Origin of the sequence: Bradyrhizobium sp. PSBB068 (assembly GCA_016839165.1) — a bacterium.
Lineage (GTDB): Bacteria > Pseudomonadota > Alphaproteobacteria > Rhizobiales > Xanthobacteraceae > Bradyrhizobium.
Genome location: CP069300.1, coordinates 23,307 through 48,467, shown reverse-complemented (window position 1 = coordinate 48,467; position 25,161 = coordinate 23,307). Strand labels below are relative to the sequence as shown.

The 25,161-nt window shown below is 65.1% G+C and carries 23 protein-coding genes; 7 read left to right on the top strand and 16 right to left on the bottom strand.

All coding sequences use genetic code 11. From position 1 onward, the window contains the following. Positions 1–110: 110 nt before the first annotated feature. Positions 111–1,667 (top strand): multidrug efflux MFS transporter, encoded by a 1,557-nt coding sequence (locus tag JQ507_00215; GenBank protein QRI70011.1) that lies wholly within the window; start codon positions 111–113, stop codon positions 1,665–1,667. A gap of 251 nt (positions 1,668–1,918) precedes the next feature. Then, positions 1,919–3,229 (top strand): ABC transporter substrate-binding protein, encoded by a 1,311-nt coding sequence (locus JQ507_00210; protein ID QRI70010.1) that lies wholly within the window; start codon positions 1,919–1,921, stop codon positions 3,227–3,229. A 202-nt stretch (positions 3,230–3,431) separates the two neighbouring features. On the opposite strand, the gene JQ507_00205 is transcribed toward JQ507_00210, so the two are convergent. The 4 genes from JQ507_00205 to JQ507_00190 all read right to left on the bottom strand — a co-directional run bounded on the left by JQ507_00205 (position 3,432) and on the right by JQ507_00190 (position 6,660). Then, entirely contained in the window at positions 3,432–4,601 is a 1,170-nt protein-coding gene (locus tag JQ507_00205) for a Gfo/Idh/MocA family oxidoreductase (GenBank protein QRI70009.1), read from the bottom strand. Between the two features lie 99 nt (positions 4,602–4,700). Continuing rightward, the gene (locus JQ507_00200; protein ID QRI70008.1) at positions 4,701–5,234 is read right to left on the bottom strand and encodes an ester cyclase; all 534 of its coding nucleotides are present in this window, start codon (positions 5,232–5,234) and stop codon (positions 4,701–4,703) included. Further along, a complete protein-coding gene (locus JQ507_00195) occupies positions 5,227–5,616 on the bottom strand; it encodes a glyoxalase (GenBank protein ID QRI70007.1) in 390 nt (129 codons plus the stop codon). Before JQ507_00195 ends, JQ507_00200 begins: the two co-directional genes overlap by 8 nt. Positions 5,617–5,631: 15 nt before the next feature. Beyond that, entirely contained in the window at positions 5,632–6,660 is a 1,029-nt protein-coding gene (locus JQ507_00190; protein QRI70006.1) for a polysaccharide deacetylase family protein, read from the bottom strand. A 99-nt stretch (positions 6,661–6,759) separates the two neighbouring features. On the opposite strand from JQ507_00190, the gene JQ507_00185 reads away from it, so the two are divergent. After that, positions 6,760–7,668: a LysR family transcriptional regulator gene (locus JQ507_00185; GenBank protein ID QRI70005.1), complete on the top strand. Its 909-nt coding sequence runs from the start codon at positions 6,760–6,762 to the stop codon at positions 7,666–7,668. Here the strand turns inward: JQ507_00185 and JQ507_00180 are convergent. From JQ507_00180 to pcaF, 6 genes are all read right to left on the bottom strand, one after another. Next, a complete protein-coding gene (locus tag JQ507_00180) occupies positions 7,647–8,504 on the bottom strand; it encodes a shikimate dehydrogenase (protein ID QRI70004.1) in 858 nt (285 codons plus the stop codon). The two genes, JQ507_00185 and JQ507_00180, sit on opposite strands and share 22 nt — an antisense overlap. A 21-nt stretch (positions 8,505–8,525) precedes the next feature. Beyond that, complete coding sequence (locus JQ507_00175; GenBank protein QRI70003.1) at positions 8,526–8,990, bottom strand: SRPBCC domain-containing protein; 465 nt, start codon at positions 8,988–8,990, stop codon at positions 8,526–8,528. A 10-nt stretch (positions 8,991–9,000) separates the two neighbouring features. Beyond that, positions 9,001–9,324 carry a winged helix-turn-helix transcriptional regulator gene (locus tag JQ507_00170; protein ID QRI70002.1) on the bottom strand — a complete coding sequence of 108 codons (324 nt, stop codon included), beginning with the start codon at positions 9,322–9,324 and terminating at the stop codon, positions 9,001–9,003. Between the two features lie 129 nt (positions 9,325–9,453). Then, positions 9,454–10,050, bottom strand: a complete 597-nt coding sequence (pcaG, locus tag JQ507_00165; protein ID QRI70001.1) for a protocatechuate 3,4-dioxygenase subunit alpha — start codon at positions 10,048–10,050, stop codon at positions 9,454–9,456. After that, positions 10,051–10,752 carry a protocatechuate 3,4-dioxygenase subunit beta gene (pcaH, locus tag JQ507_00160; GenBank protein ID QRI70000.1) on the bottom strand — a complete coding sequence of 234 codons (702 nt, stop codon included), beginning with the start codon at positions 10,750–10,752 and terminating at the stop codon, positions 10,051–10,053. Between the two features lie 105 nt (positions 10,753–10,857). Then, positions 10,858–12,066, bottom strand: coding sequence for a 3-oxoadipyl-CoA thiolase (pcaF, locus tag JQ507_00155; protein QRI69999.1), 1,209 nt, complete (start codon positions 12,064–12,066; stop codon positions 10,858–10,860). A 212-nt stretch (positions 12,067–12,278) separates the two neighbouring features. Here pcaF and mutS point away from each other — a divergent pair, with 212 nt between their 5' ends. Next, positions 12,279–15,005: a DNA mismatch repair protein MutS gene (gene mutS, locus JQ507_00150; protein QRI69998.1), complete on the top strand. Its 2,727-nt coding sequence runs from the start codon at positions 12,279–12,281 to the stop codon at positions 15,003–15,005. Between the two features lie 85 nt (positions 15,006–15,090). Here the strand turns inward: mutS and JQ507_00145 are convergent, their stop codons facing one another. The 5 genes from JQ507_00145 to JQ507_00125 form a co-directional block, all read right to left on the bottom strand. Continuing rightward, positions 15,091–15,894 carry a hypothetical protein gene (locus JQ507_00145; protein QRI69997.1) on the bottom strand — a complete coding sequence of 268 codons (804 nt, stop codon included), beginning with the start codon at positions 15,892–15,894 and terminating at the stop codon, positions 15,091–15,093. A gap of 170 nt (positions 15,895–16,064) precedes the next feature. Then, positions 16,065–16,574 (bottom strand): OsmC family protein, encoded by a 510-nt coding sequence (locus JQ507_00140; protein QRI69996.1) that lies wholly within the window; start codon positions 16,572–16,574, stop codon positions 16,065–16,067. Positions 16,575–16,632: 58 nt separating this feature from the next. Next, entirely contained in the window at positions 16,633–17,418 is a 786-nt protein-coding gene (locus JQ507_00135; GenBank protein ID QRI69995.1) for an ABC transporter ATP-binding protein, read from the bottom strand. Then, entirely contained in the window at positions 17,418–18,254 is an 837-nt protein-coding gene (locus JQ507_00130; protein ID QRI73119.1) for an ABC transporter permease, read from the bottom strand. Before JQ507_00130 ends, JQ507_00135 begins: the two co-directional genes overlap by 1 nt. 225 nt (positions 18,255–18,479) lie before the next feature. Next, positions 18,480–19,454, bottom strand: coding sequence for an aliphatic sulfonate ABC transporter substrate-binding protein (locus JQ507_00125; GenBank protein QRI69994.1), 975 nt, complete (start codon positions 19,452–19,454; stop codon positions 18,480–18,482). A gap of 198 nt (positions 19,455–19,652) precedes the next feature. On the opposite strand from JQ507_00125, the gene JQ507_00120 reads away from it, so the two are divergent. Further along, complete coding sequence (locus tag JQ507_00120; protein QRI69993.1) at positions 19,653–22,445, top strand: [protein-PII] uridylyltransferase; 2,793 nt, start codon at positions 19,653–19,655, stop codon at positions 22,443–22,445. A gap of 121 nt (positions 22,446–22,566) precedes the next feature. Here JQ507_00120 and JQ507_00115 read toward each other — a convergent pair whose 3' ends face one another. Further along, positions 22,567–23,094, bottom strand: a complete 528-nt coding sequence (locus tag JQ507_00115; GenBank protein QRI69992.1) for a methylated-DNA--[protein]-cysteine S-methyltransferase — start codon at positions 23,092–23,094, stop codon at positions 22,567–22,569. 154 nt (positions 23,095–23,248) lie between these two features. Between JQ507_00115 and JQ507_00110 the strand changes: the two genes are divergently transcribed. After that, positions 23,249–23,611 (top strand): DUF1304 domain-containing protein, encoded by a 363-nt coding sequence (locus JQ507_00110; protein QRI69991.1) that lies wholly within the window; start codon positions 23,249–23,251, stop codon positions 23,609–23,611. A 128-nt stretch (positions 23,612–23,739) separates the two neighbouring features. Then, complete coding sequence (locus tag JQ507_00105; GenBank protein ID QRI69990.1) at positions 23,740–24,960, top strand: ABC transporter substrate-binding protein; 1,221 nt, start codon at positions 23,740–23,742, stop codon at positions 24,958–24,960. The last annotated feature ends 201 nt before the right edge of the window (positions 24,961–25,161 follow it).

The window sequence follows — 25,161 nt, the reverse complement described above, 5'->3', positions numbered from 1 at the left end:
GTTACGCTCTCTCGTGGGACCTGATCCCCCTCACCCGCGCCTTCGGCGCGACCTCTCCCCGATGGGGAGAGGTGGATTCCCGCTGCAATCAGCGAACAGGGCTGAACTGAATGAATGCACCGTCACCATCAGCCGTGCCCGGCATGCGCCGGAACATGGTGACGATCTGCGCGATGACTGCGACGATCATGCAGGCGCTCGACACCACGATCGCCAACGTTGCGCTGCCCTATATGCAGGGTTCGCTGTCGGCCTCGCAGGACCAGATCAACTGGGTCCTGACCTCCTACATCGTCGCGGCCGCGATCATGACCGCGCCGGTCGGCTGGATCGCCAACCGCTACGGCCGCAAGCGGATCTTCATCATCTGCTCGGCCGGCTTCACCATCGCCTCGGTGCTGTGCGGCCTGGCGCAGGACATCAACCAGATGGTGCTGTTCCGCCTGTTGCAGGGCGTGTTCGGCGCGGCGCTGGTGCCGCTGTCGCAGGCGGTGATGCTCGACTCCTATGCGCTGCATGAGCGCGCCAAGGCGATGTCGATCTGGGGCATGGGCGTGATGATGGGCCCGATCATGGGACCGTCGCTCGGCGCCTGGCTGACCGAGACCTATTCCTGGCACTGGGTGTTCTTCGTCAATCTGCCGTTCGGCTTCTTCACGGTGCTCGGCCTGATCATTTTCATGGACGAGACCAAGCAGGACCTCAATCTGCGCTTCGACTGGTTCGGCTTCGGCGCGCTCGCGGTCGCGATCGGCGCGCTGCAGCTCGCGCTCGACCGCGGCGAGCAGCTCGGCTGGCTGGAATCCAACGAGATCATGATCGAGTTCATCGTCTCGGCGATCGGCTTCTACTATTTCTTCGCCCATTCGCTGACCACCAGCCGGCCGTTCATCCAGTTCGCGCTGTTCAAGGACAAGAACTTCCTCGGTGGCTGCGTGTTCATGACGGTGATGGGGCTCGTGCTGTATTCGACCATGGCGCTGTCCTCGCCCTACCTGCAGAACGTGGTCGGCTACCCGATCATCACCGCGGGCCTGCTGCTGGCGAGCCGCGGCTTCGGCACCTTCGTCGCGATGATGCTGGTCGGCCGCCTGATGCGTTACATCGAGGCGCGCACGCTGATCATCTCGGGCCTCGGGCTGACCGCGGCATCATTGTTCCAGATGACCGGCTGGACCGACATGACGCAGGCGAACGAGATCATCATCGTCAGCGTCGTCCAGGGCTTCGGCTTCGGCCTCGTGTTCGTGCCGCTGTCGACGGTAGCGTTCCTGACGCTGCCGGGCCAGCTGCGCACCGACGGCACCTCGATGCTGACGCTGCTGCGCAACGTCGCGAGTTCGGTCGGCATCTCGATCGTGATCGCGCAGCTCACTGAAGCGGGGCGGCGGATCTACGCCAAGCTCTCCGAGCAGATCAACCCGTTCAACCACGCGCTGCAGATGCCCGACGTATCGGGCATGATCAACCTCAACACCGATGCCGGCCGCGCGATGGCCGACCGGATGGTGGCGGCACAGTCGCAGATCATCGCGTTCTCGCACGACTACCAGCTGGTGATGATCTTCATCCTGGTCTCGATCCCGCTCGCGCTGATGATCGGCTCGACCAAGGCCGCGCTGCGCGCGCAATCGGCGCCGCCGGACCATGCCGCGGTGATGGAGTAGGTTTCTCCTCGTCATTCCGCGGCTCGCGAAGCGAGACCCCGGAATCCATACATCAGCAAGGTTTGCGGCCCAATGGATTCCGGGCTCGTGCTTCGCACGCCCCGGAATGACGAGGGAAAGAGCCACACTCACCCCCTCCCAAAGCGCAAGACACTGCGCCCGCAATCGCGTTGACTTTCCGACCTCCCCTCCCAATACTCCGCAAAAAACAAATGCCCGTCACACAAATGGCGGATTCAGGGGAGGACGCGATGCCGACTTCACGCAGGACGCTGCTGAAGACTTCAGCGGCTGCCGCCGCTGCTTTCAGCTTCGATTGGACACGCGCGCAGGCCCAGGCCGAGACGGTCCGGATCGGCGTGATCTACGACCTCACCGGTCCGTTCGCCGCCGGCGGCTCGGTCGCCTCCTCGATCGGCACCCAGATCGCGATCGATCTCGTGAACGAGAAGGGCGGCATCGGCGGCAAGTACAAGATCGCCCCGGTCAATGTCGATTCCCAGAGCAAGCCTGATGTCGCGATCAACGAGGCCAACCGGCTGATCGACCAGGAGAAGGTCGACATCCTCAACGGCGTGTTCGCGAGTTCGCACGCGGTGCCGCTCGCAGCCAAGGTCGAGCAGCAGAAGCGCATCCTGTGGATCACGACCGCGGTCTCGACCGCCGTGTTCAAGGACAAGAACCTGCAATACGTGTTTCGCGCGCAGATCCATTCCGATCAATACGGCCAGGCCTTCGGCGGCTTCCTCGGCGAGCACGCCAAGGCCAGGCTCGGCATGGAGCCGAAGGACGTCAAGGTCGCGCTGATCCATGAAGACGGCCCCTACGGCGTCGGTGTCGCCGCCGCCGACGAGATGTTCGCCAAGGAAGCCGGGCTCCAGGTGGTGCTCAAGGAAGGCTATTCGGCCTCCGCGCCCGACCTGTCGGTGCTGGTGACCAAGCTGAAACGCGCCAAGGCCGACATCATCTCGCATGCCGGCTACAACCCCGATATCACGCTGTTCCTGCGCCAGGCGCGCGAGAGCGGGCTGAAGTTCAAGATGCTGTTCGGCGCCGGCGCCGGCTACAGCCAGCTCGACAAGTTGCGCGCGACGTTCGGCGCCGACATCGACAATTTCTGCAACATCGATCCCGTGCCGGCGCAGCTGCTCGATCCCGCCAAGCTGGCGCCGGGCGTCGGCGATCTCACCAAGACCATGGTCGCGCGCTATCGCGAGAAGACCAGCGCCACCGAAGTGCCGCCGCACTGCTCGATGGGCTTCAACCAGACCTGGATCCTGCTCAACAATGTTCTGCCGGTCGCCAAGGAGAAATATGGCGGCTTCGATCCCGAGGCGATCCGCAAGGCCGCGCTCGACGTCGACATCCCGCCGGGCGGCACCATCCAGGGCTATGGCGTGAAATTCTATCCGCCGGGCGCGCCGATGGCCGGCCAGAACGAGCGCTCCACCCCTGTCGTGATGCAGAACGCCGGCGAGCGCATCACCGTGGTGTGGCCGACCAATATCCGGACGCAAGACCCGGTGTTCCCGCTGCCGAAGGGATCGGTGTACGGGGCGTAGTGCTTGGAGAACTGCGGCGGCAGCGGCGGTGCACCCTCTCCCCTTGTGGGAGAGGGTGGCTTCGATGCGGAGCATCGAAGCCGGGTGAGGGGTTTCTCTCCGCGAACTCTTTGACAATTGAGCTCGCGGTGGCAACCCCTCATCCGGCGCGCTACGCGTGCCACCTTCTCCCACAAGGGGAGAAGGGAAGAACTGCGCGCGGTCAGAACGTCACCCGCCTGCCCTCGTCGGCGGCCCAATAGCCGGCGTAGTTCACCTTGGTCGTCTCGAACGCCAGTGCGAGATCGGCGAGCGGCTGCCGGCCGGTCGCCACGCACTCCATGAAGTCCTGGATCTCCTGCAAATAGCCGCGGGTCCATTCCTCCTCGAGGCAGATATATTGCCAGCCGGTCTTTCGATCGACCTTCTCGGTGATGTAGACGTTCGCGAGCTTCTCCTCGCTGGTCTGGTAACTCGTCAGATGCGTGTTCGGCGTGATGTTTGCAAACAGCGAGCCCCCTGACGTGTAGGTCTCGATCAAATTGCGCACGCCGCCCATGATCATGTCGCCGGAGAACACCGTCGCCTTGGTGCCGTCGGAGAAGGTCGCGGTCAGCGTGCCCCAATCCTCGACGTCGACCGGATTGGCCTTGATGTAGGTGCGCTCCTCCGGCTTGAGCAAGGCTGTGACATTGCCGACGTCGCAGGTGACGCTGGCGACATCGATGGTCTCGCCGCGGGCTTTCGCCTCGACCTGCTTGAGGTAGAGCACAGCCGATAGCGGATGGCAGCCCATCCGGATCAGCGAGCCGCCGCCGGTCATCGCCCATTGCGCGGCATGCGCCGCGTGCGAGCCGGAATGGCTCTCCTCGCCCTTCATGAACAGGATCTTGTCGCCCGTCGCGCGGATGATCTCCGCGGTCTTGGTGATCGCCGGCGCGTAGATCCAGTCCTCGGCATACATGAAGAGCCGTCCAGTTCGCTCGATTGCGGCGCGGGTTTGCTCCATCTCCTCCATGACGCGCTGGTACATCAGCGCCTTTGGCACGTGTTTGCCGATCGGCGCCTTGTCGCCGTCACGGCCGAAATAGCCGCTGAACGGTTTTTCGCAGATCACGTGCTTGCCGGCCTGCATCGCCTCGACAATCATCGCGGCATGCAAATTGGGCGGCGTGCAGATGTCGATGACGTCGAGCTCGCGGTCGGCAACCAGCTCGGCGAAGCTGCGATAGGCATTCGAAATTTGATGCTTGCGGGCGAACGCATTGACGTGATCGCCGCGCGCCGCCACCGCCCTTACCTCGACCTCGACGCCATAGACGCGCCGGTAAGCGTACATATGCAGTTCCGAGACGAAGCCGCAGCCAGCCAGACCGATCTTGATTTTTGTCATTTGAGGATGCCTCTGAGGTCGCGGGATGGCACCCATCATAGCCGAGCAGCGTGGCCGGTCGATGCATGCGGCGGCAGAAAAGCGCCCACCGCCGTCCGATCATTGCGCGAGCTTGGCGACGCCCATCTTCGAGAGCAGGGTCAGGTTGTCCTCGATATGCCAATTGTCGGTAACACGGCCGCCGGTGACCTTGAGCAGATCGGTAGCGATGAAATCGATCGGCTGGCCGCTGCCCTTGGCCGTGCCGAAGCTGCCGGTGAAATGACCGCGGAACTGCATGTGCACGGTGACGTAGTCACCGGCCACGATCATCTTGACCACTTCGACCGAGAGGTCCGGCACGGCGGAACGAAAATTCTTCGAGGCAAAAGCCGGGCCTTGTGGCCCCTGCGGGCGGCCGGCCGGCAGGGTGTGATCGATGAAGTTATCGGATATCGCGGCCTTGAGCACAGCCTCGTCGCCGCTATTCCAGAACTGGTAGAACGCCTTCGCGACGGCGACAGTGGCATCGCGCTCGGCCGCTGGAACCGCGGTCGCGACGACGAGGTCGTCGATCGTCACCTCGGCCGCACGTGCTGGCGCCGCGAGCAGCACGCCCATTGCAATCGCTGTGGCGGCCAGAACATCACGCATTGTTTTTGCTCCTCGTTGCGGCCTCGCGCTCGCGAAACACCAGTTCGAGCAGGATGCCCGTCGGCGTGCGGACGAACAACCGGCGCTCGCCGAGCTCCGGCAGCTCCATGGTGGAATAGGGAATGGCGAGTGCCTCGATCTTGTGACGATAGGCCTCATAGCCTTCGAGGCGGAAGCCGACATGGTCGATGGTTTCGCCGCGTGGATCGTTGCGGGTGCCCTCACCCGGGACCAGATGCACCACCGGCTCGCCGTCGGCATAAAGCCAGTAGCCGGGGAAGGCGAAGCCGGGGCGATAGCCCGGCTTCACGTCCAGCAGATTTTCGAGGAAGGCACGGGTGCCTTCCAGATCCTTGGTACGCAGGGTGACGTGGTCGAGCATCGATGCCTCCCGCGATCAGGCCGTCGGTCCGGGCAGACCGGTCACGCCGGGCGCGCCGCGCTGGATCACCGGCGTATTGGCGCGATTGGCGAGCGCATAACGGGCGATCTCGTCCTTGCGTGCGAACCAGACGTCGCCCTTGCTCTTGGCGTAGGACAGGAAGCGATCGAGCACCCGCGCACGGCCGGCGTGGCCGGAGATACGATCGTGCAGGCTGATCACCATCATCCGCCGGCGCTTCGCGCCCTCCTCATACAGCTGGTCGAACTCGTCCTTCAGCGCCTGCTCATAAGCGGCCGGATTCCATCCCTGGAACGGGAAGGAGACGATGTCGTTCATGTGCATCGTGTAGGGCACGGTGACGAAATCCTTGCCGCGCACCGGCACGATGAAGGATTCGTCATGGCTCGGCTCGTCGATGTGATAGAGGAAGCCGAGATCCTGCAACGTCTCCAGGATGTGCACGGAGTTGCGCATCCAATACGCGTTCCAGCCGATCGGCGTTTGTCCCGTGATCTTCTGGATCGTCTCGACGCTGTCGGCGATGAAGCGCTTTTCCTGATCCTTCGGCAGCTGATACGAGTTGCTCCAGACCCGGCCATGGGCAGCCGCCTCATGACCGCGACGCACGATCTCCCGGGCGATCTCGGGCGAGGTCTCGACTGCCTTGCCGATCATGAAGGACGACAGCTTGATGCCGTGCTTGTCCATCAGATCGAGCAGGCGCGGGATGCCCTCATAGTGGCCGTAGGCGAAGAACGCGTTGGTTGGCAGATCGGGAACGCCTTTCTCGATTGGATCGGGAATGACGCCGCCTGCGCCCGAGATCGGCTGACCGCCCCCCTCGAACATCAGCGACAGGCTCACCGCAAGGCGCGCGCCGTTGGGCCAGAAACCGCCTGTGTTGGACGAGGTCTCGGTATCGGAGGCGGCGTTGGCGCGCTGGCTTGTGGCACCGAGCCCCGCGGCCGCGAGGGCTCCGGCTGCGGTGACGGCCTGGAGGGTCTCGCGGCGGCTCAGATGGGTGGAGGAAGCGTGGGTCATGGCTGATCTCCTTGTTGATGGAAATCCTACTAGCCTCTTTCCGATTTGAGTATTATCCTGCTGATATTGGAGATATTATCTACTTATTGGAAACAATCGGTGCTGGACGACATTACCGAGCTCCGAACCTTCGCCAAGATCGTTGCCGCCGGCAGCCTGTCCGCCGCCGGGCGCGAGATGGGCATCTCGCTCAGCGTTGTCAGCAAACGGCTCGCGACGCTGGAAAGGCGTACCGACACCAGCCTGATCGTCCGCAGCACGCGTCACCTCGCGCTGACCGAGGAGGGACAAAGGCTGTTCGACCGGGCACAGCGCATCCTCGCCGAGGTCGATGAAGCGGAGGCCTCGCTGACGCATGGCCGCGTCGAGCCGCAGGGCGTGCTACGGGTCAGCGCAACGGTCGCGCTCGGCCGCGCTCATGTCAGCCCGGTCTGCCGCGATCTCGCGCTGGCCCATCCGAAGATGTCGGTCGAGCTCATGCTCACCGACCGCCTCGTCGAGCTGATCGACGAGCGCATCGACGTCTTGATCCGCATCGGCATGCCCCGTGACTCAGACTTGATCATGCGCAAGCTGATCGACAATCACCGCATCATCGCGGCTTCACCGGCGTATGTCATGCGCCACGGCACGCCAGCCTCGCCCGAGGATCTCACGCAGCATGATTGCCTGCTCTACAACAGAGGTGCGCAGGCGCGTTGGCGACTGGTGCACAGCGACGGCCGCGCCGCCGAAATCGAGGTGTCGTCGCGACTGCGCTGCGACAACGGCGAGGTCGCGCATGACTGGGCGGTCGATGGCGCCGGCCTGATCATGAAGAGCTGGGTCGACGTTGCGCCCGATCTCGCGTCTGGCCGCCTGGTGCAGGTACTGCCGGAATGGCGCAGCGATCCCGCGCCAGTCTGTGCATTGTTCGCGCAGGGACGCCAGATGCCGACACGGGTTAGGCTGTTCCTTGACGCCATCTCGAAGCGGATGGCGGCGTTTCAGGTGGCCGGCGGCGCGTAGCGCGCAGCCATCACGGCGTCGAACGCATTTGCCATGACGTCCGTCGAAGGCATCATGCTCGTGAACAATTCGAATGCGTCCGCCGCGGCGTAGATCGCGAGATCGCGCCCGGTCAGGACTTTGGCACGCTTGGCCTTGGCCGCCAACAATAGCGGTGTCCAGAGCGGCGTGTAGACGGCGTCGGCAACCCACATCGACGGATGCAGTAGCGCGTCCGGTACCGGCGTGTCGCGGCTCGGCAGCATGCCGACCGGCGTAGCATTGACGACGCCAGTCGCGCCATCGAGCGCTGCCTCGACGCTGGCGACGCCACGAGCCGCATGACGGCCGGCCAACTGGCCGGCCAGTCGCGCGACCTTGGCCCCATCACTGTCGAAGATGCGCAGTTCGCCGACGCCGAGGATGGCCAGCGCAAAGGCGATGGCCTTGCCGACGCCGCCGGCACCGATCAGCGCGATCGGGCCGCGCGGTACGGTGGTAAGCAGCGGTGCAATCGCGCGCACGAAACCTGATGCATCAGTGTTGTACCCGACCAGACGTGCGCCATCGGCGACGATGGCGTTGACCGCGCCGATCGCGCGCGCATCCGGCGCGAGGTCATCGAGCAGGTCGATCACCGCTTCCTTGTAGGGAAAAGTGACATTGACGCCGGCAAAGCCGAGCCGCTTGATGCCGTCGAGCATCGCGCGCAGATCGTCATGCCCGGCGCCCTTCACTTCGATGAGCTGATAGTGGCAACGGACGCCGAGCGCGGCGGCGGCCTGCTCGTGCATCGCAGGCGCCGCCGAATGCGCGATCGGGTACCCGATCAGACCGGTCAGGAAACGATCGCGCATTGTCCCTCACGTCGGCAGTGCTCAGCTCATGCGGTCGAGCCGAGCATAGCTGTCTTCCATGCCGTGCTCCATGCCGGTCGCGAGCATCGCCGCGCGTGTCTCGGCATCCGGCAGCGTCATCCGCATGGTCATCACGGTGCCCTCACCGTCGGGCGCAAACCGTGTCTCGACATGATTGTCGGGTGTCGGATCCGGCAGGTGCATGCGCTCGACATGCACGATGCGGCTGAACGGCTCGAGTTCGAGATATTCGCCGGTGAGATGGAATCCGCCGCCCTTGCCGTCGGTCCACTCGTAGCGGATCTTGCCGCCGGGCCTGAGCTCGCTGACGCAGACCGGCATGGTCCAGCCTTCCGGACCGAGCAGCCACTTCTGCAACAGCTCCGGCTCGGTATGCGCGCGATACACCGCCTCGGGCGGCGCGACGAAGCGCCGGGTCACGACGATATGGCGGTCGCCTTCGGTCTTCAGCGTCAACTTGCTCATAGGGCACCTTTCACGTCTCGGGCTTCATGGCGGCCAGCACTCCGTCCAGCCGGTCGTAATTGGTTTCCAGCGCGCGGCGCAGCATGCCGAGCCATTGATCGATCTCGGCAACCGCTGATGGCGCCAGCCGGCACGGCCGCTTGGTGCCTTCGGCCCGCCGCACGATCAGGCCGGCGCCCTCGAGCACCTTGAGGTGGCGGGAGATCGCGGGCTGGGTCAGCTCGAACGGCTCGACCAGTTCCATGACGGTCGCTTCGCCCAAAGCGAGACGCGCCAGAATCGCCCGGCGGGTCGGGTCGGCGAGCGCGGAGAAGGCGGCATCGAGGTTGGCCATGATCGATCTCAGATTAGTTATATAACTTACTTGTTATATAAATGATCACGCATAGTCAAGCGAAATCCGCCGCGGCGGAGGCGCGCGGCGGATTTCGGTCGTCATTTCAATGCTGGATTTACGCGGCGGCTAAACGTCGAAGAACACCGTCTCGTTGTCGCCCTGGAGATGGACGTCGAACGTATAGACGTTGCCGCCCGTCTTCTTCGCGATCAGGGTGGCGCGGCGATCGGCCGGCACCAACGCCAGCACGGAATCGCTAGCGTTGGCCGCCTCGCCGTCGAAATAGATCCGCGTGTAGAGATGCAGCAGCATGCCGCGCGCGAATACCGCGAGCACGATGTGCGGCGCCTGCGGCTTGCCGTCGGCATCCGGCACCACGCCCGGCTTGATGGTGTCGAAGGCAAAGCCGCCGCCCTTGTCGGTGCCGACGCGGCCGAAGCCCTTGAACGAGGAATTCGGCAGCGCGCGCGTGTCCTGCGGATCGGAGAAGCGGCCTTGGCTATCGGCCTGCCAGATCTCCAACATGCAATCGGGGATCACGGCGCCGTCGCCGTCATAGACCTTGCCCTCGACACGGATGCGCTCGCCGGATGTATCAGGCGTCAGCAGATTGTTGCTGAAGGCGTCGTTCCACTCGTATTCCCCGTTCGGCGTCAGGCCGTATTTGAAATAGGGGCCGACGGTCTGCGAGGGCGTGATTCCATCAGGACGCTGGTTCGACACTTACTTGGTCTCCATCGGCGTGGCGTTGCGCCCGCGCAGCACGATATCGAAGCGATAGCACAGCGCCCATTCCGGCTTGGTGTTGTCGAGATCGAACGACGAGATCATCCGCGCCCGCGCCTTCTCATCGGTCACCGAGTTGAAGATCGGGTCGAACGGAAACAAGGGATCGCCGGGGAAATACATCTGCGTCACCAGACGCGAGATGAAGGAATGTCCGAACACCGAGAAGTGGATATGCGCCGGCCGCCACGCATTGTGGTGGTTGCCCCACGGATAGGCGCCCGGCTTGATGGTAATGAACTTGTAGTAGCCCTTGTCGTCGCTCTGCGTCCGGCCCGCGCCGGTGAAGTTCGGGTCGAGCGGCGCCGGATGCTGGTCGACGACATGGATGTAGCGGCCGCAGGCATTGGCCTGCCACAGCTCGACCAGCGTGTTCGGCACGCCGCGGCCGTCCTCGTCGAGCACGTGGCCGTGCACGATGATGCGCTCGCCGAGCGGCTCGCCCTTGGCCTGGATAGTGAGATCATTGTCGTTCGCGCGCACCGTCTCATGACCGTAGACCGGCCCGGTCAATTCCGAGAGCGTATGCCGCATCGGGATCAGCGGCTTCTGCGGCGAGCGCTTGACAGTGGAGCGATAGGCCGGCGACAGCCGCGCCGGATGAGCCGCAAGCGATTGCAGCGGATACAACAGGGTCATGGCGAATTCCTCCGCGGCCCACGCGCCCGGCGGGCTCACTTCAGATCATTATAATGCATAACCAAATTGTGGAAGGGCTGTTTTCAGCCTTTCCAAGCCATTGGATCAATTCAGCTTTTCGATCGCGACCGCGACGCCCTGGCCGACCCCGACGCACATAGTTGCCAAGGCAAGCTTCCCGCCCCGCTTCTCCATGCCGTGCACGGCGGTCAACACCAGCCGCGCGCCGCTCATGCCGAGCGGATGGCCGAGCGCGATCGCGCCGCCATGCGGATTGACGAAATCAGCGTCTTCCTTGACGCCGAGCTGGCGCAGGCAGGCGATGCCCTGCGAGGCGAAGGCCTCGTTGAGCTCGATCAGGTCGAAGTCCGACACCTTGATGCCGAGCCGCTCGACCAGCTTCCTGGTCGCCGGCACCGGGCCGATGCCCATGATGCGCGGCGGCACCGCGGCCGACGCAAGGCCGAGGATTTTCGCACGCGGGGTGAGGCCGTGCCGTTTCACGGCGACTTCGGACGCGAGGATCATCGCGGCGGCGCCGTCGTTGACGCCCGATGCGTTGCCCGCGGTCACCGTGCCCGGATTGCGCACGATCGGCTTCAGCTTGGCGAGACCTTCGAGCGTGGTCTCGGGGCGCGGATGCTCGTCCTTGTCGACGGTGATCGGACCGGCCTTGCCGCCGGGCACCTGGACCGGGATGATCTCCTCGGCGAAATAGCCCGACGCGATCGCCGCGCCGGCGCGCTGCTGCGAGCGGATCGCCATCGCATCCTGATCGGCGCGCGAGACCTGGAATTCCTCGGCGACGTTCTCGCCGGTTTCCGGCATCGCATCGACGCCGTACTGCGCCTTCATCAAGGGATTGATGAAGCGCCAGCCGATCGTGGTGTCGTAGATCTCGGACGAGCGCGAGAACGCTTCCGAAGCCTTGCCCATCACGAACGGTGCGCGCGTCATCGATTCGACGCCGCCTGCGATCGCGAAATCGATCTCGCCGGCGCGGATGGCGCGGCCAGCGGCGCCGACCGCATCGAGGCCGGAGGCGCAGAGCCGGTTCAGGGTCTGGCCGGGAACCGACTCCGGCATGCCGGCAAGCAGAAGCGCCATGCGCGCGACGTTGCGGTTGTCCTCGCCGGCCTGGTTGGCGCAGCCGAAATAGACCTCGTCGACCTCGTTCCAGTTGAGCGTCGGGTGCTTGGCCATCAGCGCCTTGATCGGGGCCGCGGCGAGATCGTCGGCGCGCACCTTGGCGAGCGAACCGCCGAAACGGCCGATCGGAGTCCGGACGGCATCGCAAATGAACACATCACGCATTGAATCTCTCCCTGAATGCCGCGACTTAGGCGCTGGGTCGGCTGGAACTTGAGATGGGTTTTAGGAGCGCGCCCGCGGCAGGTCAATTGACGCGGCTGCGCGCCCCGCACGCATTACCGTGAGGGCCGTCATAAAGGCACCGTGAACAGGGTGGAAAACCCTCCTCTCGCGGATAGGACCGCCCGGCGAAATTTTGTAGTTTCCGCCCCCTAATGACCATTCAGCAGCCTATCCCCGTTCCGCCCGAAGCTACTCCCGCCGAGGCGCCGTCGCGCGTCACGCCGATGATGGAACAGTATCTGGAGATCAAGGCCGCACATCCCGGCCTGCTGCTGTTCTACCGGATGGGCGATTTCTACGAGCTGTTCTTCGAGGACGCCGAGATCGCCTCGAAGACGCTCGGCATCGTGCTGACCAAGCGCGGCAAGCATCAGGGCATGGACATCCCGATGTGCGGCGTGCCGGTCGAGCGCTCTGAGGACTATCTGCACCGCCTGATCGGCGCCGGACATCGTGTCGCGGTCTGCGAGCAGACGGAAAATCCCGCGGAGGCGAAAGCCCGCGGCAACAAGAGCGTGGTCCGCCGCGGCGTGGTGCGGCTGGTGACGCCGGGCACGCTGACCGAGGACACGCTGCTCGACGCCCGCACCAACAATTACCTGATCGCGATCGCACGCGCCCGCGGCTCGGCCGGCGCCGACCGGCTCGGGCTCGCCTGGATCGATATCTCAACCTCCGAATTCATGGTGACGGAGTGCGCGACCGCGGAGCTTGCCGCGACCTTGGCGCGCATCAATCCGAACGAGGCGATCGTCACCGACGCGCTCTATAGCGACCACGAGCTGGCGCCGACCTTGCGCGAGCTGCCGTCGGTGACGCCGCTGACCCGCGACGTGTTCGACAGCGCCACCGCCGAGCGGCGGCTGTGCGACTATTTCGCGGTCGCGACCATGGATGGCCTGTCGGCGATGTCGCGGCTGGAGGCGACGGCTGCGGCCGCCGCCGTCACCTATATCGACCGCACGCAAGTGGGGAAGCGTCCGCCGCTGTCGCCGCCGGCGCGCGAGGCCGCCGGCACCACGATGGCGATCGATCCGGCAACCCGCGCCAATCTCGAACTGACGCGGACGCTGGCCGGCGAGCGCCGCGGCTCGCTGCTGGATGCGATCGACTGCACGGTGACCGCGGCCGGCTCCCGCCTGTTGGCACAGCGCCTCGCCGCGCCGCTCACCGATGTTGCCGTGATCGCGCGACGGCTCGACGCGGTCTCGGCTTTCGTCGCGGATTCGGCCGCACGCGAGGACGTCAGAACCGTGCTGCGCGCGGCACCCGACATGTCGCGCGCTCTGGCGCGGCTCTCGGTCGGCCGCGGCGGCCCGCGCGACCTGGCGAGCCTGCGCGACGGCATTCTCGCCGCGGACCAGGCGCTGGATCTGTTGGCGCAGCTGGCCGATCCGCCGGCCGAAGTTTCGACCGTGATGGCGGCCTTGCAGCGCCCCTCGCGTGACCTGGCGCAGGAATTCTCCCGCGCACTGTCGGAGCAATTGCCGCTGATCAAGCGCGACGGCGGCTTCGTCCGCGAGGGCTATGAGGCCGCGCTCGACGAAAGCCGCAGTTTGCGCGACGCCTCGCGCCTCGTCGTCGCCGCGATGCAGGCGCGCTATGCCGAGGACACCGGCATCAAGACGCTGAAGATCCGGCACAACAACGTGCTCGGCTATTTCGTCGAGGTCACCGCACAGCACGGCGACAAGCTGTTCGCGCCGCCGCTGAATGCGACCTTCATCCATCGCCAGACGCTGGCGGGACAAGTCCGCTTCACCACATCAGAGCTCGGCGAGACCGAGGCCAAGATCGCCAATGCCGGCGAACGCGCGCTCAATCTCGAGCTCGAGATCTTCGAGCGGCTCAGCGCGATGGCGCTCGCCGCCAGCGACGATCTGCGCGACGCCGCGCATGCTTTCGCGATGCTCGACGTCGCGACCTCGCTGGCGAAACTCGCGATCGACGACAATTATGTGCGGCCCGACGTCGACGGCTCGCTCGGCTTTGCGATCGAGGGTGGCCGGCATCCGGTCGTCGAGCAGGCGTTGAAGCGCGACGGCCAGCCGTTCATCGCCAATGCCTGCGATCTGTCCCCGGCGCCTACGCAGAAGTCGGGCCAGCTCTGGCTGATCACCGGTCCGAACATGGCCGGTAAATCGACCTTCCTGCGCCAGAACGCGCTGATCGCGCTGCTTGCTCAGATTGGCAGCTATGTACCGGCATCGCGCGCGCGGCTCGGCATCGTCGACCGGCTGTTCTCGCGCGTCGGCGCCGCCGACGACCTGGCGCGGGGCCGCTCGACCTTCATGGTCGAGATGGTCGAGACCGCGGTGATCCTCAACCAGGCCGGCGAGCGGTCGCTTGTCATCCTCGACGAGATCGGCCGCGGTACCGCGACCTTCGACGGCCTGTCGATCGCCTGGGCCGCGATCGAGCATCTGCATGAGAGCAACCGCTGCCGCACGCTGTTTGCCACCCACTATCATGAGCTCACCGCGCTCTCGGCCAGGCTGCCGCGGATGTTCAACGCCACGGTGCGCGTCAAGGAATGGCAGGGCGACGTCGTGTTCCTGCACGAGGTGTTGCCGGGCTCCGCCGACCGCTCCTACGGCATCCAGGTCGCGAAACTCGCCGGTCTGCCGCCCGCCGTGATCACCCGCGCCAAATCTGTGCTGGCCAAGCTCGAGGCCCAGGACCGCGGCCAGACCGCACGTGCGCTGGCCGACGACCTGCCGTTGTTCGCCGTCCCCTCCCGGGCCGCCGCCGAAGACAAGCCGCCGAGTGATGCCGATCTGCTGGTGGAAGCCGTGAAGGCGCTGCACCCCGACGAAATGTCGCCGCGCGAGGCGCTGGATGCGCTGTATGCGTTGCGGGCGAAGCTGCCGAAGGGGTAGCCGCGTAGGATGGGTAGAGCGAAGCGAAACCCATCAACTTTCCTACGCGCGGAGGCATGATGGGTTTCGCTTCGCTCTAACCATCCTACGCCTTCTGCGCCTGCTTCCTCCGCCCGATCCGCCACAACACCAGATTCCACGCGATGCAGGTGGCAAGCGCGCAGCAGAGGCCTACGGCCGAGCCGAATTGCAGCACCGCGACATTCAGCACGGCGATGCCGAGGCCGAAGCCGAGCAGGCCCCAGGCGCTGTTGGCGAGCACGGCGGCGGTGGCGGGACCGCCGATCCGCGGATGCAGGATCAGCATCATCGAGGAGAACACGATCGGAAACAGCGCGATCACGCCGGTGACGCGCGGGCCGACCCAGGTCGACGCGGTGACCACGGTGCCGACCAGGCTCGCGACCAGCGCGGCGCGCAAGGGAATGTCGTACCAGCGCCGCGCGATCAGCGGCATCCTGGCGACGTGGCGGTAGGGCCTGAGCAGCGGAATGCAGATCGCAAACGCAATGGCGTTGAGGATCAACCCGCCGGCCAGCGTCCAGGCGAACTGGCGGATGATGGTGCCGAGCACCAGCCACAACGCGATCGCACTTCCCGCGCTGATCCACATGCTGAAGCGCTGCGCCAGCACGGCGTAAGTGAGGCCCATGAAGATCGTCGCCGCATTGACCGGCAGGCTCGACAGCGCGCCCTCGGCGATGAAAGCAGCGTCATGGTCGAGCGCGAGGAAGGTGTAGGACGGCCCGGCCGAGATCGGCAAAGTGGCGATCAGCGCGCCGATCACCGGCCCCGACCGCTCCGTGATGATGGATGCACTGACCACGAACGCGGCCGCAACCGCCATGCGCAGAACGAGGAGCAGGATGAAGTGGAGTTCGGGGGACATTTTTCCGTCGTCCCGGGCAAGCGAAGCGCGACCCGGGACCCATAACCACGACCGCTAGCGGGGAACGAAAGCCGTCGAGCAGCCGAATTTCAACGATGGGACACGGCGTATGGGTCCCGGCTCCCGTGCGCAATTGCGCACTAGGCCGGGACGACATCGGTGAAAGGCGGCTACACCCTCACCATCGACACCGACACCTTCGGGCCGTTCTTGATGGTCTGATAGACCACGCAATAGCGCTCGGTGAGTTTCAGCAGCAGATCGAGCTTGTCCTGCGGCGCGTCGGTGCCGACGTCGAAGCGGAGACGGATCTCGCGGAAGCCGACCGGGGCCTCCTTGTCGACGCCGAGCGTGCCGCGGAAATCGAGATCGCCCTCGGCGAACACGTTGCCGACCCTGAGCGGCACCTCGACCGCGGTCGCGACCGATTTCAGCGTGACGCCGGCGCAGGCGACCAGCGCTTCCAGCAGCATGTCGCCGGAGCAGAGCTCAAGCCCGGAGCCGCCGGTCGCGGGATGCAGGCCGGCGACCGCAAGCGCGCGGCCGGTTTCGACCTTGCAGGACAGGCTTTCGCTGTCGATCGTGCCCTTGGCCTTCAACGTGATCACGGCGGCCTGGGGGTCGGTCTTGTAGCGCTCCTTGATCGGAGCCTGCATTGCGCGGAGTTCGGCGGAGTCCATGGGTCTGCTCCCGGCTATTCTTCTTAGCCTTCGGATGTAAGGCCTTATGGCGCCGATGTCACCACCACATCGCCTCGCCGGCGCTGGATTTGTCCGTGACGTCACGCACCGAACGGTCTAGCGAGCGGTCGAGCGCGGTCAGCACGCGGCGTTTGAAGCTGTCGAACAGTTCCGATTTGCGGTCGCGTGGCCGCGCTAGATTGATGGTGATCTGCTCGAACAGCCGGCCCGGCCGCGGCCGCATCACCAGCACACGGTCGGCCAGCACCACAGCCTCGTCGACATCGTGGGTGACCAGGATCAGGGTCGGCCTTGTGTCGGCCCAGAGATCGAGCAGGTGGTCCTGCAGATCGCGCCGGGTGAAGGCATCGAGCGCCGAGAACGGCTCGTCGAGCAGCAGCACTTCGGGCTGCGGCACCAGCGCGCGGGCGATCGCCACCCGCTGCGCCTGCCCGCCAGAGAGCTCGCGCGGCCAGGCCGACGCCTTATCGGCGAGACCGACGCGGGCCAGCGCGGATGCAACCCGCGCGCGCCTTGCCTCCGCCGGCAGATCGGCGAGACCGAAGCCGATATTGTCGGCGACGCTGAGCCAGGGCAGCAGTCGCGGCTCCTGGAAGATGATGCCGATCTTGGCGTGCGGCGACGTGATCACCGCATTGTCGAGTGTCACGCTGCCGGTGCTGGCGCGATCGAGGCCGGCGATGGCGCGTAGCAAGGTCGACTTACCGCAACCGGAACCGCCGATAATGGCGATGATCTCGCCGGGCGCAATCTCCGCCGAGAAGCGTTCCAGCGCGTGGACGCCGTTCGGATAGGTCTTGCCGACGTCCTTGAGTGCGAGCATCACTGCCCTCCCCGCGCGCCGAACGCATCCTGCCAGCGCAGCAGCGGCGCGGCGGCGACCTCGATCAGCCAGTCGGTGAGCTTGCCGAGGATCGCGAAGATCACGATCGCAGCGAGGATCTGCGCCGGCTTGCCGAGCTGCTGGCCGTCCAGCAGGAGATAGCCGAGGCCCTCGGAGGCGCCGATCAATTCGGCCGCGACCACGAACATCCATCCCAGGCCAAGCCCGACCCGCAGCGCCACCACATAGGCCGGCAGCACCGCCGGCAACAGGATGCGGCGGATCATGGCCGGCCCGGACAGCCGGAACACGCGGCCGACCTCGACGATCTTGCGATCGACCGACAGGATCGCGCCCATCACGCCGAGATAGATCGGAAAGAACACCCCGACCGCGATCAGTGCGACCTTCGAGGTCTCGAAGATGCCGAGCCAGAGCACGAACAGCGGCACCCAGGCGAGCGAAGGGATCGCACGCAAGGCCTGCACGGTCGGATCAAGCAGCCGCTTGGCGAAATCCCAATAGCCGGAGATCGCGCCCATGATGGTGCCGGCGACGACGCCGAGCGCAAAGCCCGCACCGACGCGCCACAAGGTCGCGAGGATATGCCGCGACAGCTCGCCGCTCCTGGCGAGTTCGACGATGGTCTGGAACACCTTTGACGGCGGCGGCACCAGGCGGCCGTTGGAATAGCCGAGATAAACCACCAGTTCCCAGCCGAGCGCACACACCACCGGCACCAGAAGCCCGAGCGCCGGCCGCGCAAAACGCGACCAGCGCGCCGGCGCCGCACGCGGCGCGGCCGTCTGTTCCAGCGCGGGCAGGTCAACGCTCATGGCCATAGCAAGAACTATTCTTCGCGAGGGATTGCAAGGTGGGGATCGAAACACAAGTCGCGGCGCCCGCTTCCCTTCTCCCCTTGTGGGAGAAGGTGGCGCAAACGAAGTTTGCGACGGATGAGGGGTTGTTTCAGCTTGCGCGAGCGTGCCGTGTGGTGAGAACCCCTCACCCCGCTTCGCTGCGCGAAGCGACCTCTCCCACAAGGGGAGAGGGTGCAGCGGTCAGTTCGTCGGCAGCGGGACTTGATCGTCGATCAACGCGTCCAGCGCCGCCTTCACGTCGGTCTTGGCATCGATCACGCCCGCCTGCTGCAAGGCGAGGCCGGCGGCCAAAATCGACTCGCGCTGCGGCGCGCCTATCCGGCTGTGGGTCAGCTCGGTGCGCTCCTTCAGCTGCTTGTCGACCACGGCGTCCGGCAGTTTCGTTACCGCGATGAACGTCTTCTTCAGCTCGTCATAGTTCGCCAGCGAATATTTCCGCGCCTCCTCATAGGTTGCGAGCACGCGACGGACGATGTCCGGGTGCGCCTTCAGGAACTCCTCGCGGACATTGAGGATGCCCCAGGTGTTGGCGTCGGCCTTGCGGTAGAACAGCTTGGCACCCTCCTCGACCTCGGCCTGCGCCATCATCGGATCGAGCCCGGCCCAGGCGTCGACATCGCCGCGGATCAGCGCGGTCTTGCCGTCGGCGTGCTGCAGCAGCACCGTCGTGATGTCCTTTTCGGTCAGGCCTGCGCCGAGCAGCGCGCGAACCAGGAAGATGTGCGGATCGGTGCCGCGGGTCACCGCGACGCGCTTGCCCTTGAGATCGGCAACCGAGGCGATCTTGGAGTCCTTGGTGGTGACCAGCGCGGTCCATTCGGGACGCGAATAGACGTAGACCGACTTGATCGGGTTGCCGTTGATCCGGGCGACCAAAGCGGCCGAGCCCGCGGTCGAGCCGAAATCGATCGAGCCGGCATTGAGGAATTCGAGCGCCTTGTTGGAGCCGGCCGACTGCACCCAGACGATGCCGATGCCGTCCTTGGCGAACTCCTTCTCCAGCAGGCCCTTTTGCTTCAGGACCATCGACACCGGATTGTAGGTCGCCCAGTCGATCCGGATTTCCTTCAGCGCATCGGCGGCGAGCGCCGCGCCGGGCAAAAGTGCCGAGACCGCGAGCAGCGCCGCGAAGCCGCGCCGGGAAAATTTGTGCATTCGTCGATCTCCTCGATCAGATTAAGAAACAATCTTTTAATTCAATGAGTTAGCCTTGCGGTCAACGAGAAAATCTCTACCCTTTACGAGACGCCGCGAGAACGATCTTGCTCACGGCGCCGCCAGGAAAGCATGGAGCTGCTGTCGTCATACTTTGGTCAGTGACAGCAACAGCTTCGTCCGATATCGGATGGACGTATGGACAGCATCGTAGCCGACGGCCGCGCTGAAGCGGATGATCGTTTCGAGACTGCGCGGATCACCGCGGCGGTCAATGCGCTGGCCGAGCAGCATGCCGGCCGCGAGGACCAGTTCCGCGCCGCGATGGCGCAACTCCTCAAGGCCGAGCTGATCGCGGCGCGCGCCACGGCGCAGGCGCTGCTGCTGAAGGACCGTCACGGCCGCCGTTGCGCCGAACGGCTGTGCTTCGTGCAGGACGAGATCATCCGCATCCTCTATGCGGCGGCGACCCGGCATCTCTATCACTCGCCGATCCCCTCGGGCGCCGAACGCATGGCCGTGGTCGCGACCGGTGGCTACGGCCGCGGGCTGATGGCGCCGGAATCCGACATCGATCTGCTGTTCATCCTGCCCTACAAGCAGACCGCCTGGGGCGAGCAGGTCGCCGAAGCGATTCTCTATTGCCTCTGGGACATGGGGCTGAAGGTCGGCCACGCCACCCGCTCGGTCGATGAATCGATCCGCCAGGCGCGCGGCGACATGACGATCCGCACCGCGATCCTGGAAACCCGGTTCCTGACCGGCGACCAGCCGCTGTATGACGAGCTGGTCGAGCGCTTCGACAAGGAAGTGGTGCAGGGCACCGCCGCAGAATTCGTCACCGCCAAGCTCGCCGAGCGCGAAGAGCGGCATCGCCGCGCCGGCCAGTCGCGCTATCTGGTCGAGCCCAACGTCAAGGACGGCAAGGGCGGGCTGCGCGACCTGCATACGCTGTTCTGGATCGCCAAGTACGTCTACCGCGTGCGCGAGACCGACGAGCTCTTGGAACGCGGCGTGTTCGACGCGCAGGAGTACCGCACCTTCCGCCGCTGCGCCGACTTCCTGTGGTCGGTGCGCTGCAACCTGCACTTCTTCGCCGGGCGCGCCGAGGAGCGGCTGTCGTTCGACATGCAGCGCGAGATCGCGGTCCGGCTCGGCTACACCTCGCATCCCGGCATGCAGGATGTCGAGCGCTTCATGAAACACTACTTCCTGATCGCAAAGGACGTCGGCGACCTCACCGCGATCCTGTGTGCCAGGCTCGAGGAAGAGCACAACAAGCCGGCGCCGGTGCTGAGCCGGATGGTCGCGCGGCTGCGGCCCGGCACCAAGCGGCGGCGGGTCAACGGCAGCGACGACTTCATCGTCGACAACAACCGCATCAACCTCGCCGCGCCCGACGTGTTCAAGCACGATCCGGTCAATCTGATCCGGATCTTCCGCCTCGCGCAACAGAACAACCTCGCCTTCCATCCCGACGCGATGCGCACGGTGACGCGCTCGCTGAAGCTGATCAACACCCAGCTGCGCGAGAACGACGAGGCCAATCGCCTGTTCATGGAGATCCTGACCTCCGACAATGCGGAAGTCGTGCTGCGGCGGATGAACGAGACCGGCGTGCTCGGCCACTTCATCCGCGCCTTCGGGAAGATCGTGTCGATGATGCAGTTCAACATGTACCACCACTATACGGTGGACGAGCACCTGCTCCGCTGCATCGGCTTCCTGCAGGACATCGAGCGCGGCGGCAACGAGGAGTTCACGGTCGCCAGCGACCTGTTCCGCAAGATCCGCCCCGAGCATCGCCCGGTGATCTATATCGCGACGCTGTTGCACGACATCGCCAAGGGCCGCCCCGAGGATCACTCGATCGCCGGCGCCAAGGTGGCGCGGCGGCTGTGCCCGCGGCTCGGCTTCTCCGCCGCCGACACCGAGCTGGTGGCGTGGCTGATCGAGGAACATCTGACGATGTCGACGGTGGCGCAGTCGCGCGATCTGTCGGACCGCAAGACCATCGAGAACTTCGCCGCCGTGGTGCAGTCGGTCGAGCAGATGAAGCTGCTGACGATCCTGACCACCGCCGATATCCGCGGCGTCGGCCCCGGCGTGTGGAACGGCTGGAAGGCGCAGCTCTTGCGCACGCTGTACTACGAGACCGAGCCGGTCCTGACCGGCGGCTTCTCGGAAGTGAATCGCGCCCAGCGCATCGCGGTGGCGCAGGCCGAATTCCGCCGCGCCTTCACCGAATGGCCGGAGGTCGAGCTCAACGCCTATATCGGCCGGCATTACCCGGCCTACTGGCTCAAGGTCGAGCTGCCGCGCAAGATCCGCCAGGCGCGCTTCATCCGCGCCAGCGAGCAGGCCGGCCACAAGCTGGCGATCAATGTCGGCTTCGACGAGATCCGCGCCGTCACCGAGCTCACGATCCTGGCGACCGACCATCCCTGGCTGCTGTCGATCATCGCGGGCGCCTGCGCCTCGGCCGGCGCCAACATCGTCGACGCCCAGATCTACACCACGACCGACGGCCGCGCGCTCGACACCGTCTCGATCTCGCGCGAATACGACCGCGACGATGACGAGGGCCGCCGTGCGACCCGGATCGGCGAGATGATCGAGCAGGTGCTGGAAGGCAAGCTCAGGCTGCCCGAGGCGGTGGCCAAGCGCGCGGTGCGCAGCAAGGCGCGGCCGTTCATCGTCGAGCCCGAGGTGACCATCAATAACCAGTGGTCCGACCGCTACACTGTGATCGAGGTCTCCGGCCTCGACCGGCCCGGCCTTCTCTACCAGCTCACGACAGCGATCTCGAAGCTCAACCTCAACATCGCCTCCGCCCACGTCGCGACCTTCGGCGAACGCGCCCGCGACGTGTTCTACGTCACCGATTTGCTCGGCGCCCAGATCACGGCGCCGACCCGCCAATCGGCGATCAAGAGCTCGCTGCTGCATCTGTTGTCGAGCGAGGAGCAGGCCGCGAAGCCGGCGGCTTGATTATCCGTCATTCCGGGGCAGCCCGCAGGGCTGAGCCCGGAATCCATCGGGCCGCACGTCATGCCGTGGAATGGATTCCGGGCTCTCGCTTCGCGAGCCCCGGAATGACAGCTGAGTTTGCTCAGCGAACCGCCACCCCCTCATGCCTTAGCAACCAGCGCTTCCTCTCCAGCCCGCCGCCGTATTTGACCAGCGAGCCGTTGGCGCCGATCAGACGGTGGCAGGGCACGACGACGCTGATCGGGTTGGAGCCGTTGGCGTGGCCGACCGCCCGCATCGCGTTCGGCATTTTCAGCCTCACAGCCAGCGCGCCGTAACTCATGGTGGTGCCCGGCGGGATCTTCGGCAGCGCGTGCCAGACCTTCTGCTGGAACGGCGTGCCGGCGACGCGCCATTCGACATCCGCGAGCCGACCGAGATCGCCATTGAAATAATCGCCGAGCGCCTTGCGCATCGCCGCCGGCGCACGGCCGTCCCGCAAGGTCACCACGCCATAATGCAGCCGCAGCAGATCGAGCATCCGCCCCTCGTAGTCGTCCCAGTCGAGCGCGCGCAGCACGCCGTCATCATCGGTCACCAGCAGCGCAGTGCCGATCGGGGTCTTGAGGCGGTCGAGGTTGAAGGTCTGCGCGGTCTTGCGGTCGGCCATTGTAACGTCCAGGGACGAACGGATCGGTCGGGATACAATTCACTGCCCGCGTGGTAGCGTCCACCCGAATTCCGGTGGGAGCGTTTTCGAGCGAAGTGGACGCCGGTTCGCGTGAAGAAAACGCCTCAAACAAGATCTCTGGGGGGGGCCGAATATGCTTGTGCTTGCCAATTTTCTGATCGCGGTGGTGGCCGCGCTGCACCTCTATTTCCTCGTGCTCGAGATGTTCCTGTGGACCAGGCCGCTCGGCCTGAAGACCTTTCGCAACTCGCTCGAGAAGGCAACCGACTCGGCCGTGCTCGCCGCCAATCAGGGGCTCTATAACGGCTTCCTCGCCGCCGGGCTGATCTGGGGCCTGGTGCACGGCAATCCCGCCTTCGCATTCCAGATCAAGACATTCTTCCTGCTCTGCGTGATCGTCGCCGGCGCCTATGGCGCCGCCACCGTGAGCCGGCGCATCCTCTATGTGCAGGCGGCGCCCGCGGCGCTGGCGCTGATCCTGCTGTGGCTGGTCTGACGCGACACTGCGCGCCAGGGCATCGTCTTGCAATGGCCATAGCGTTCCTCCATCATCCCCGACAACGGTGACATCCGCCGGCTTGAGTCTCGCGGACAAGATCACCGGCAACATGGGAGGTCACGGACATGAGGAGCGTGCAATTGCTCGCTGCGACAGCGCTTGCCATCGCGTTGTCGGTTACATCGGCCGCCGCACAGAAGAAATACGACATCGGCGCCACCGACACCGAGATCAAGATCGGCCAGACCGTGCCGTTCTCGGGCCCCGCATCCGCCTATGCCGGCATCGGCAAGACCCAGGCGGCCTATATGAAGATGATCAACGATCAGGGCGGCATCAACGGCCGCAAGCTGAACCTGATCCAGTATGACGACGCCTATTCGCCGCCGAAGGCGGTGGAGCAGGTGCGCAAGCTCGTCGAGGGCGACGAGGTGCTGTTCACCTTCCAGATCATCGGCACGCCGTCGAACGCCGCCGTGCAGAAATATCTCAATGCCAGGAAGGTGCCGCAACTGCTCGCCTCGACCGGGGCGTCGCGCTTCTCCGATCCGCAGAACGCGCCGTGGACGATCGCGTTCAACCCGAACTACCAGTCCGAAGGGCGCATCTACGCCAAATACATCCTGGCCAACCACCCCAACGCCAAGATCGGCATCTTCTACCAGAACGACGATCTCGGCCGCGACTACATCGCCGGCCTGAAGAGCGGGCTCGGCGACAAGGCCGCCAGCATGATCGTTGCCGAAGTCTCCTATGAGCTGACCGATCCGACGGTGGATTCCCAGATCGTCAAGCTGAAGGCCGCCAGCGTCGACCTGCTCTACGACGCATCGACGCCGAAATTCGCCGCGCAGGCGATCCGCAAGGTCGCGGACCTCGACTGGCACCCGGTGCACATCCTCGACATCAATGCGAGCCCGGTGTCGGCGACGTTGAAGCCGGCCGGACTCGACATCTCCAAGGGCATCATCTCGACCAATTACGGCAAGGACCCCGCCGACCCGCAGTGGAAGGACGATCCCGGCGTGAAGGCCTATTTCGCCTTCATGGACAAATATTACCCGGAGGGCGACAAGCTCAACACCGTCAACACCTACGGCTACTCGACCGCCGAGCTCCTGATCCAGGTGCTCAAGCAGTGCGGCGACGACCTCACCCGCGAGAACCTGATGAAGCAGGTGACCAGCCTGAAGAAGTTCGTACCTTCTCTGGCGCTGCCGGGCATGTCGATCACGACCGGACCGAACGACTATCGCATCAACAAGCAGATGCAGATGATGAAGTTCAACGGCGAGCGCTGGGAGCTGTTCGGCCCGATCATCGAGGACACCGGACCGGCGGGCTAGGCAAAACGGCGCAAACATCCTTCCGGTTCAACCAGTCAAACACCTTGTCCGGTGTCATTACCCGCGCACGTGTCGTCCCGGCGAAAGCCGGGACCCATACTCCGCGGCGGTGTTGCGAACGGGACTCGTCGTTCAGCATCCCTCAACAATGACCATTCGTGGTTCTGGGTCCCGGCCTTCGCCGGGACGACACTGAGTGTG

Bases quoted from the DNA above. Each gene is read 5' to 3' on its own strand.
- pcaH (QRI70000.1), bottom strand. From the start codon at position 10,752: ATGACCCTGTTGTATCCGCTGCAATCGCTTGCGGCTCATCCGGCGCGG.
- JQ507_00125 (QRI69994.1), bottom strand. From the start codon at position 19,454: ATGCACAAATTTTCCCGGCGCGGCTTCGCGGCGCTGCTCGCGGTCTCG.
- JQ507_00110 (QRI69991.1), top strand. From the start codon at position 23,249: ATGCTTGTGCTTGCCAATTTTCTGATCGCGGTGGTGGCCGCGCTGCAC.
- JQ507_00140 (QRI69996.1), bottom strand. From the start codon at position 16,574: ATGGACTCCGCCGAACTCCGCGCAATGCAGGCTCCGATCAAGGAGCGC.
- JQ507_00210 (QRI70010.1), top strand. From the start codon at position 1,919: ATGCCGACTTCACGCAGGACGCTGCTGAAGACTTCAGCGGCTGCCGCC.
- JQ507_00115 (QRI69992.1), bottom strand. From the start codon at position 23,094: ATGGCCGACCGCAAGACCGCGCAGACCTTCAACCTCGACCGCCTCAAG.
- JQ507_00130 (QRI73119.1), bottom strand. From the start codon at position 18,254: ATGAGCGTTGACCTGCCCGCGCTGGAACAGACGGCCGCGCCGCGTGCG.
- JQ507_00215 (QRI70011.1), top strand. From the start codon at position 111: ATGAATGCACCGTCACCATCAGCCGTGCCCGGCATGCGCCGGAACATG.
- JQ507_00190 (QRI70006.1), bottom strand. From the start codon at position 6,660: ATGACCCACGCTTCCTCCACCCATCTGAGCCGCCGCGAGACCCTCCAG.
- JQ507_00175 (QRI70003.1), bottom strand. From the start codon at position 8,990: ATGAGCAAGTTGACGCTGAAGACCGAAGGCGACCGCCATATCGTCGTG.
- JQ507_00105 (QRI69990.1), top strand. From the start codon at position 23,740: ATGAGGAGCGTGCAATTGCTCGCTGCGACAGCGCTTGCCATCGCGTTG.
- JQ507_00120 (QRI69993.1), top strand. From the start codon at position 19,653: ATGGACAGCATCGTAGCCGACGGCCGCGCTGAAGCGGATGATCGTTTC.
- JQ507_00180 (QRI70004.1), bottom strand. From the start codon at position 8,504: ATGCGCGATCGTTTCCTGACCGGTCTGATCGGGTACCCGATCGCGCAT.
- JQ507_00195 (QRI70007.1), bottom strand. From the start codon at position 5,616: ATGCTCGACCACGTCACCCTGCGTACCAAGGATCTGGAAGGCACCCGT.
- JQ507_00145 (QRI69997.1), bottom strand. From the start codon at position 15,894: ATGTCCCCCGAACTCCACTTCATCCTGCTCCTCGTTCTGCGCATGGCG.
- JQ507_00205 (QRI70009.1), bottom strand. From the start codon at position 4,601: ATGACAAAAATCAAGATCGGTCTGGCTGGCTGCGGCTTCGTCTCGGAA.
- JQ507_00135 (QRI69995.1), bottom strand. From the start codon at position 17,418: ATGCTCGCACTCAAGGACGTCGGCAAGACCTATCCGAACGGCGTCCAC.
- mutS (QRI69998.1), top strand. From the start codon at position 12,279: ATGACCATTCAGCAGCCTATCCCCGTTCCGCCCGAAGCTACTCCCGCC.
- JQ507_00170 (QRI70002.1), bottom strand. From the start codon at position 9,324: ATGGCCAACCTCGATGCCGCCTTCTCCGCGCTCGCCGACCCGACCCGC.
- pcaF (QRI69999.1), bottom strand. From the start codon at position 12,066: ATGCGTGATGTGTTCATTTGCGATGCCGTCCGGACTCCGATCGGCCGT.
- JQ507_00200 (QRI70008.1), bottom strand. From the start codon at position 5,234: ATGCGTGATGTTCTGGCCGCCACAGCGATTGCAATGGGCGTGCTGCTC.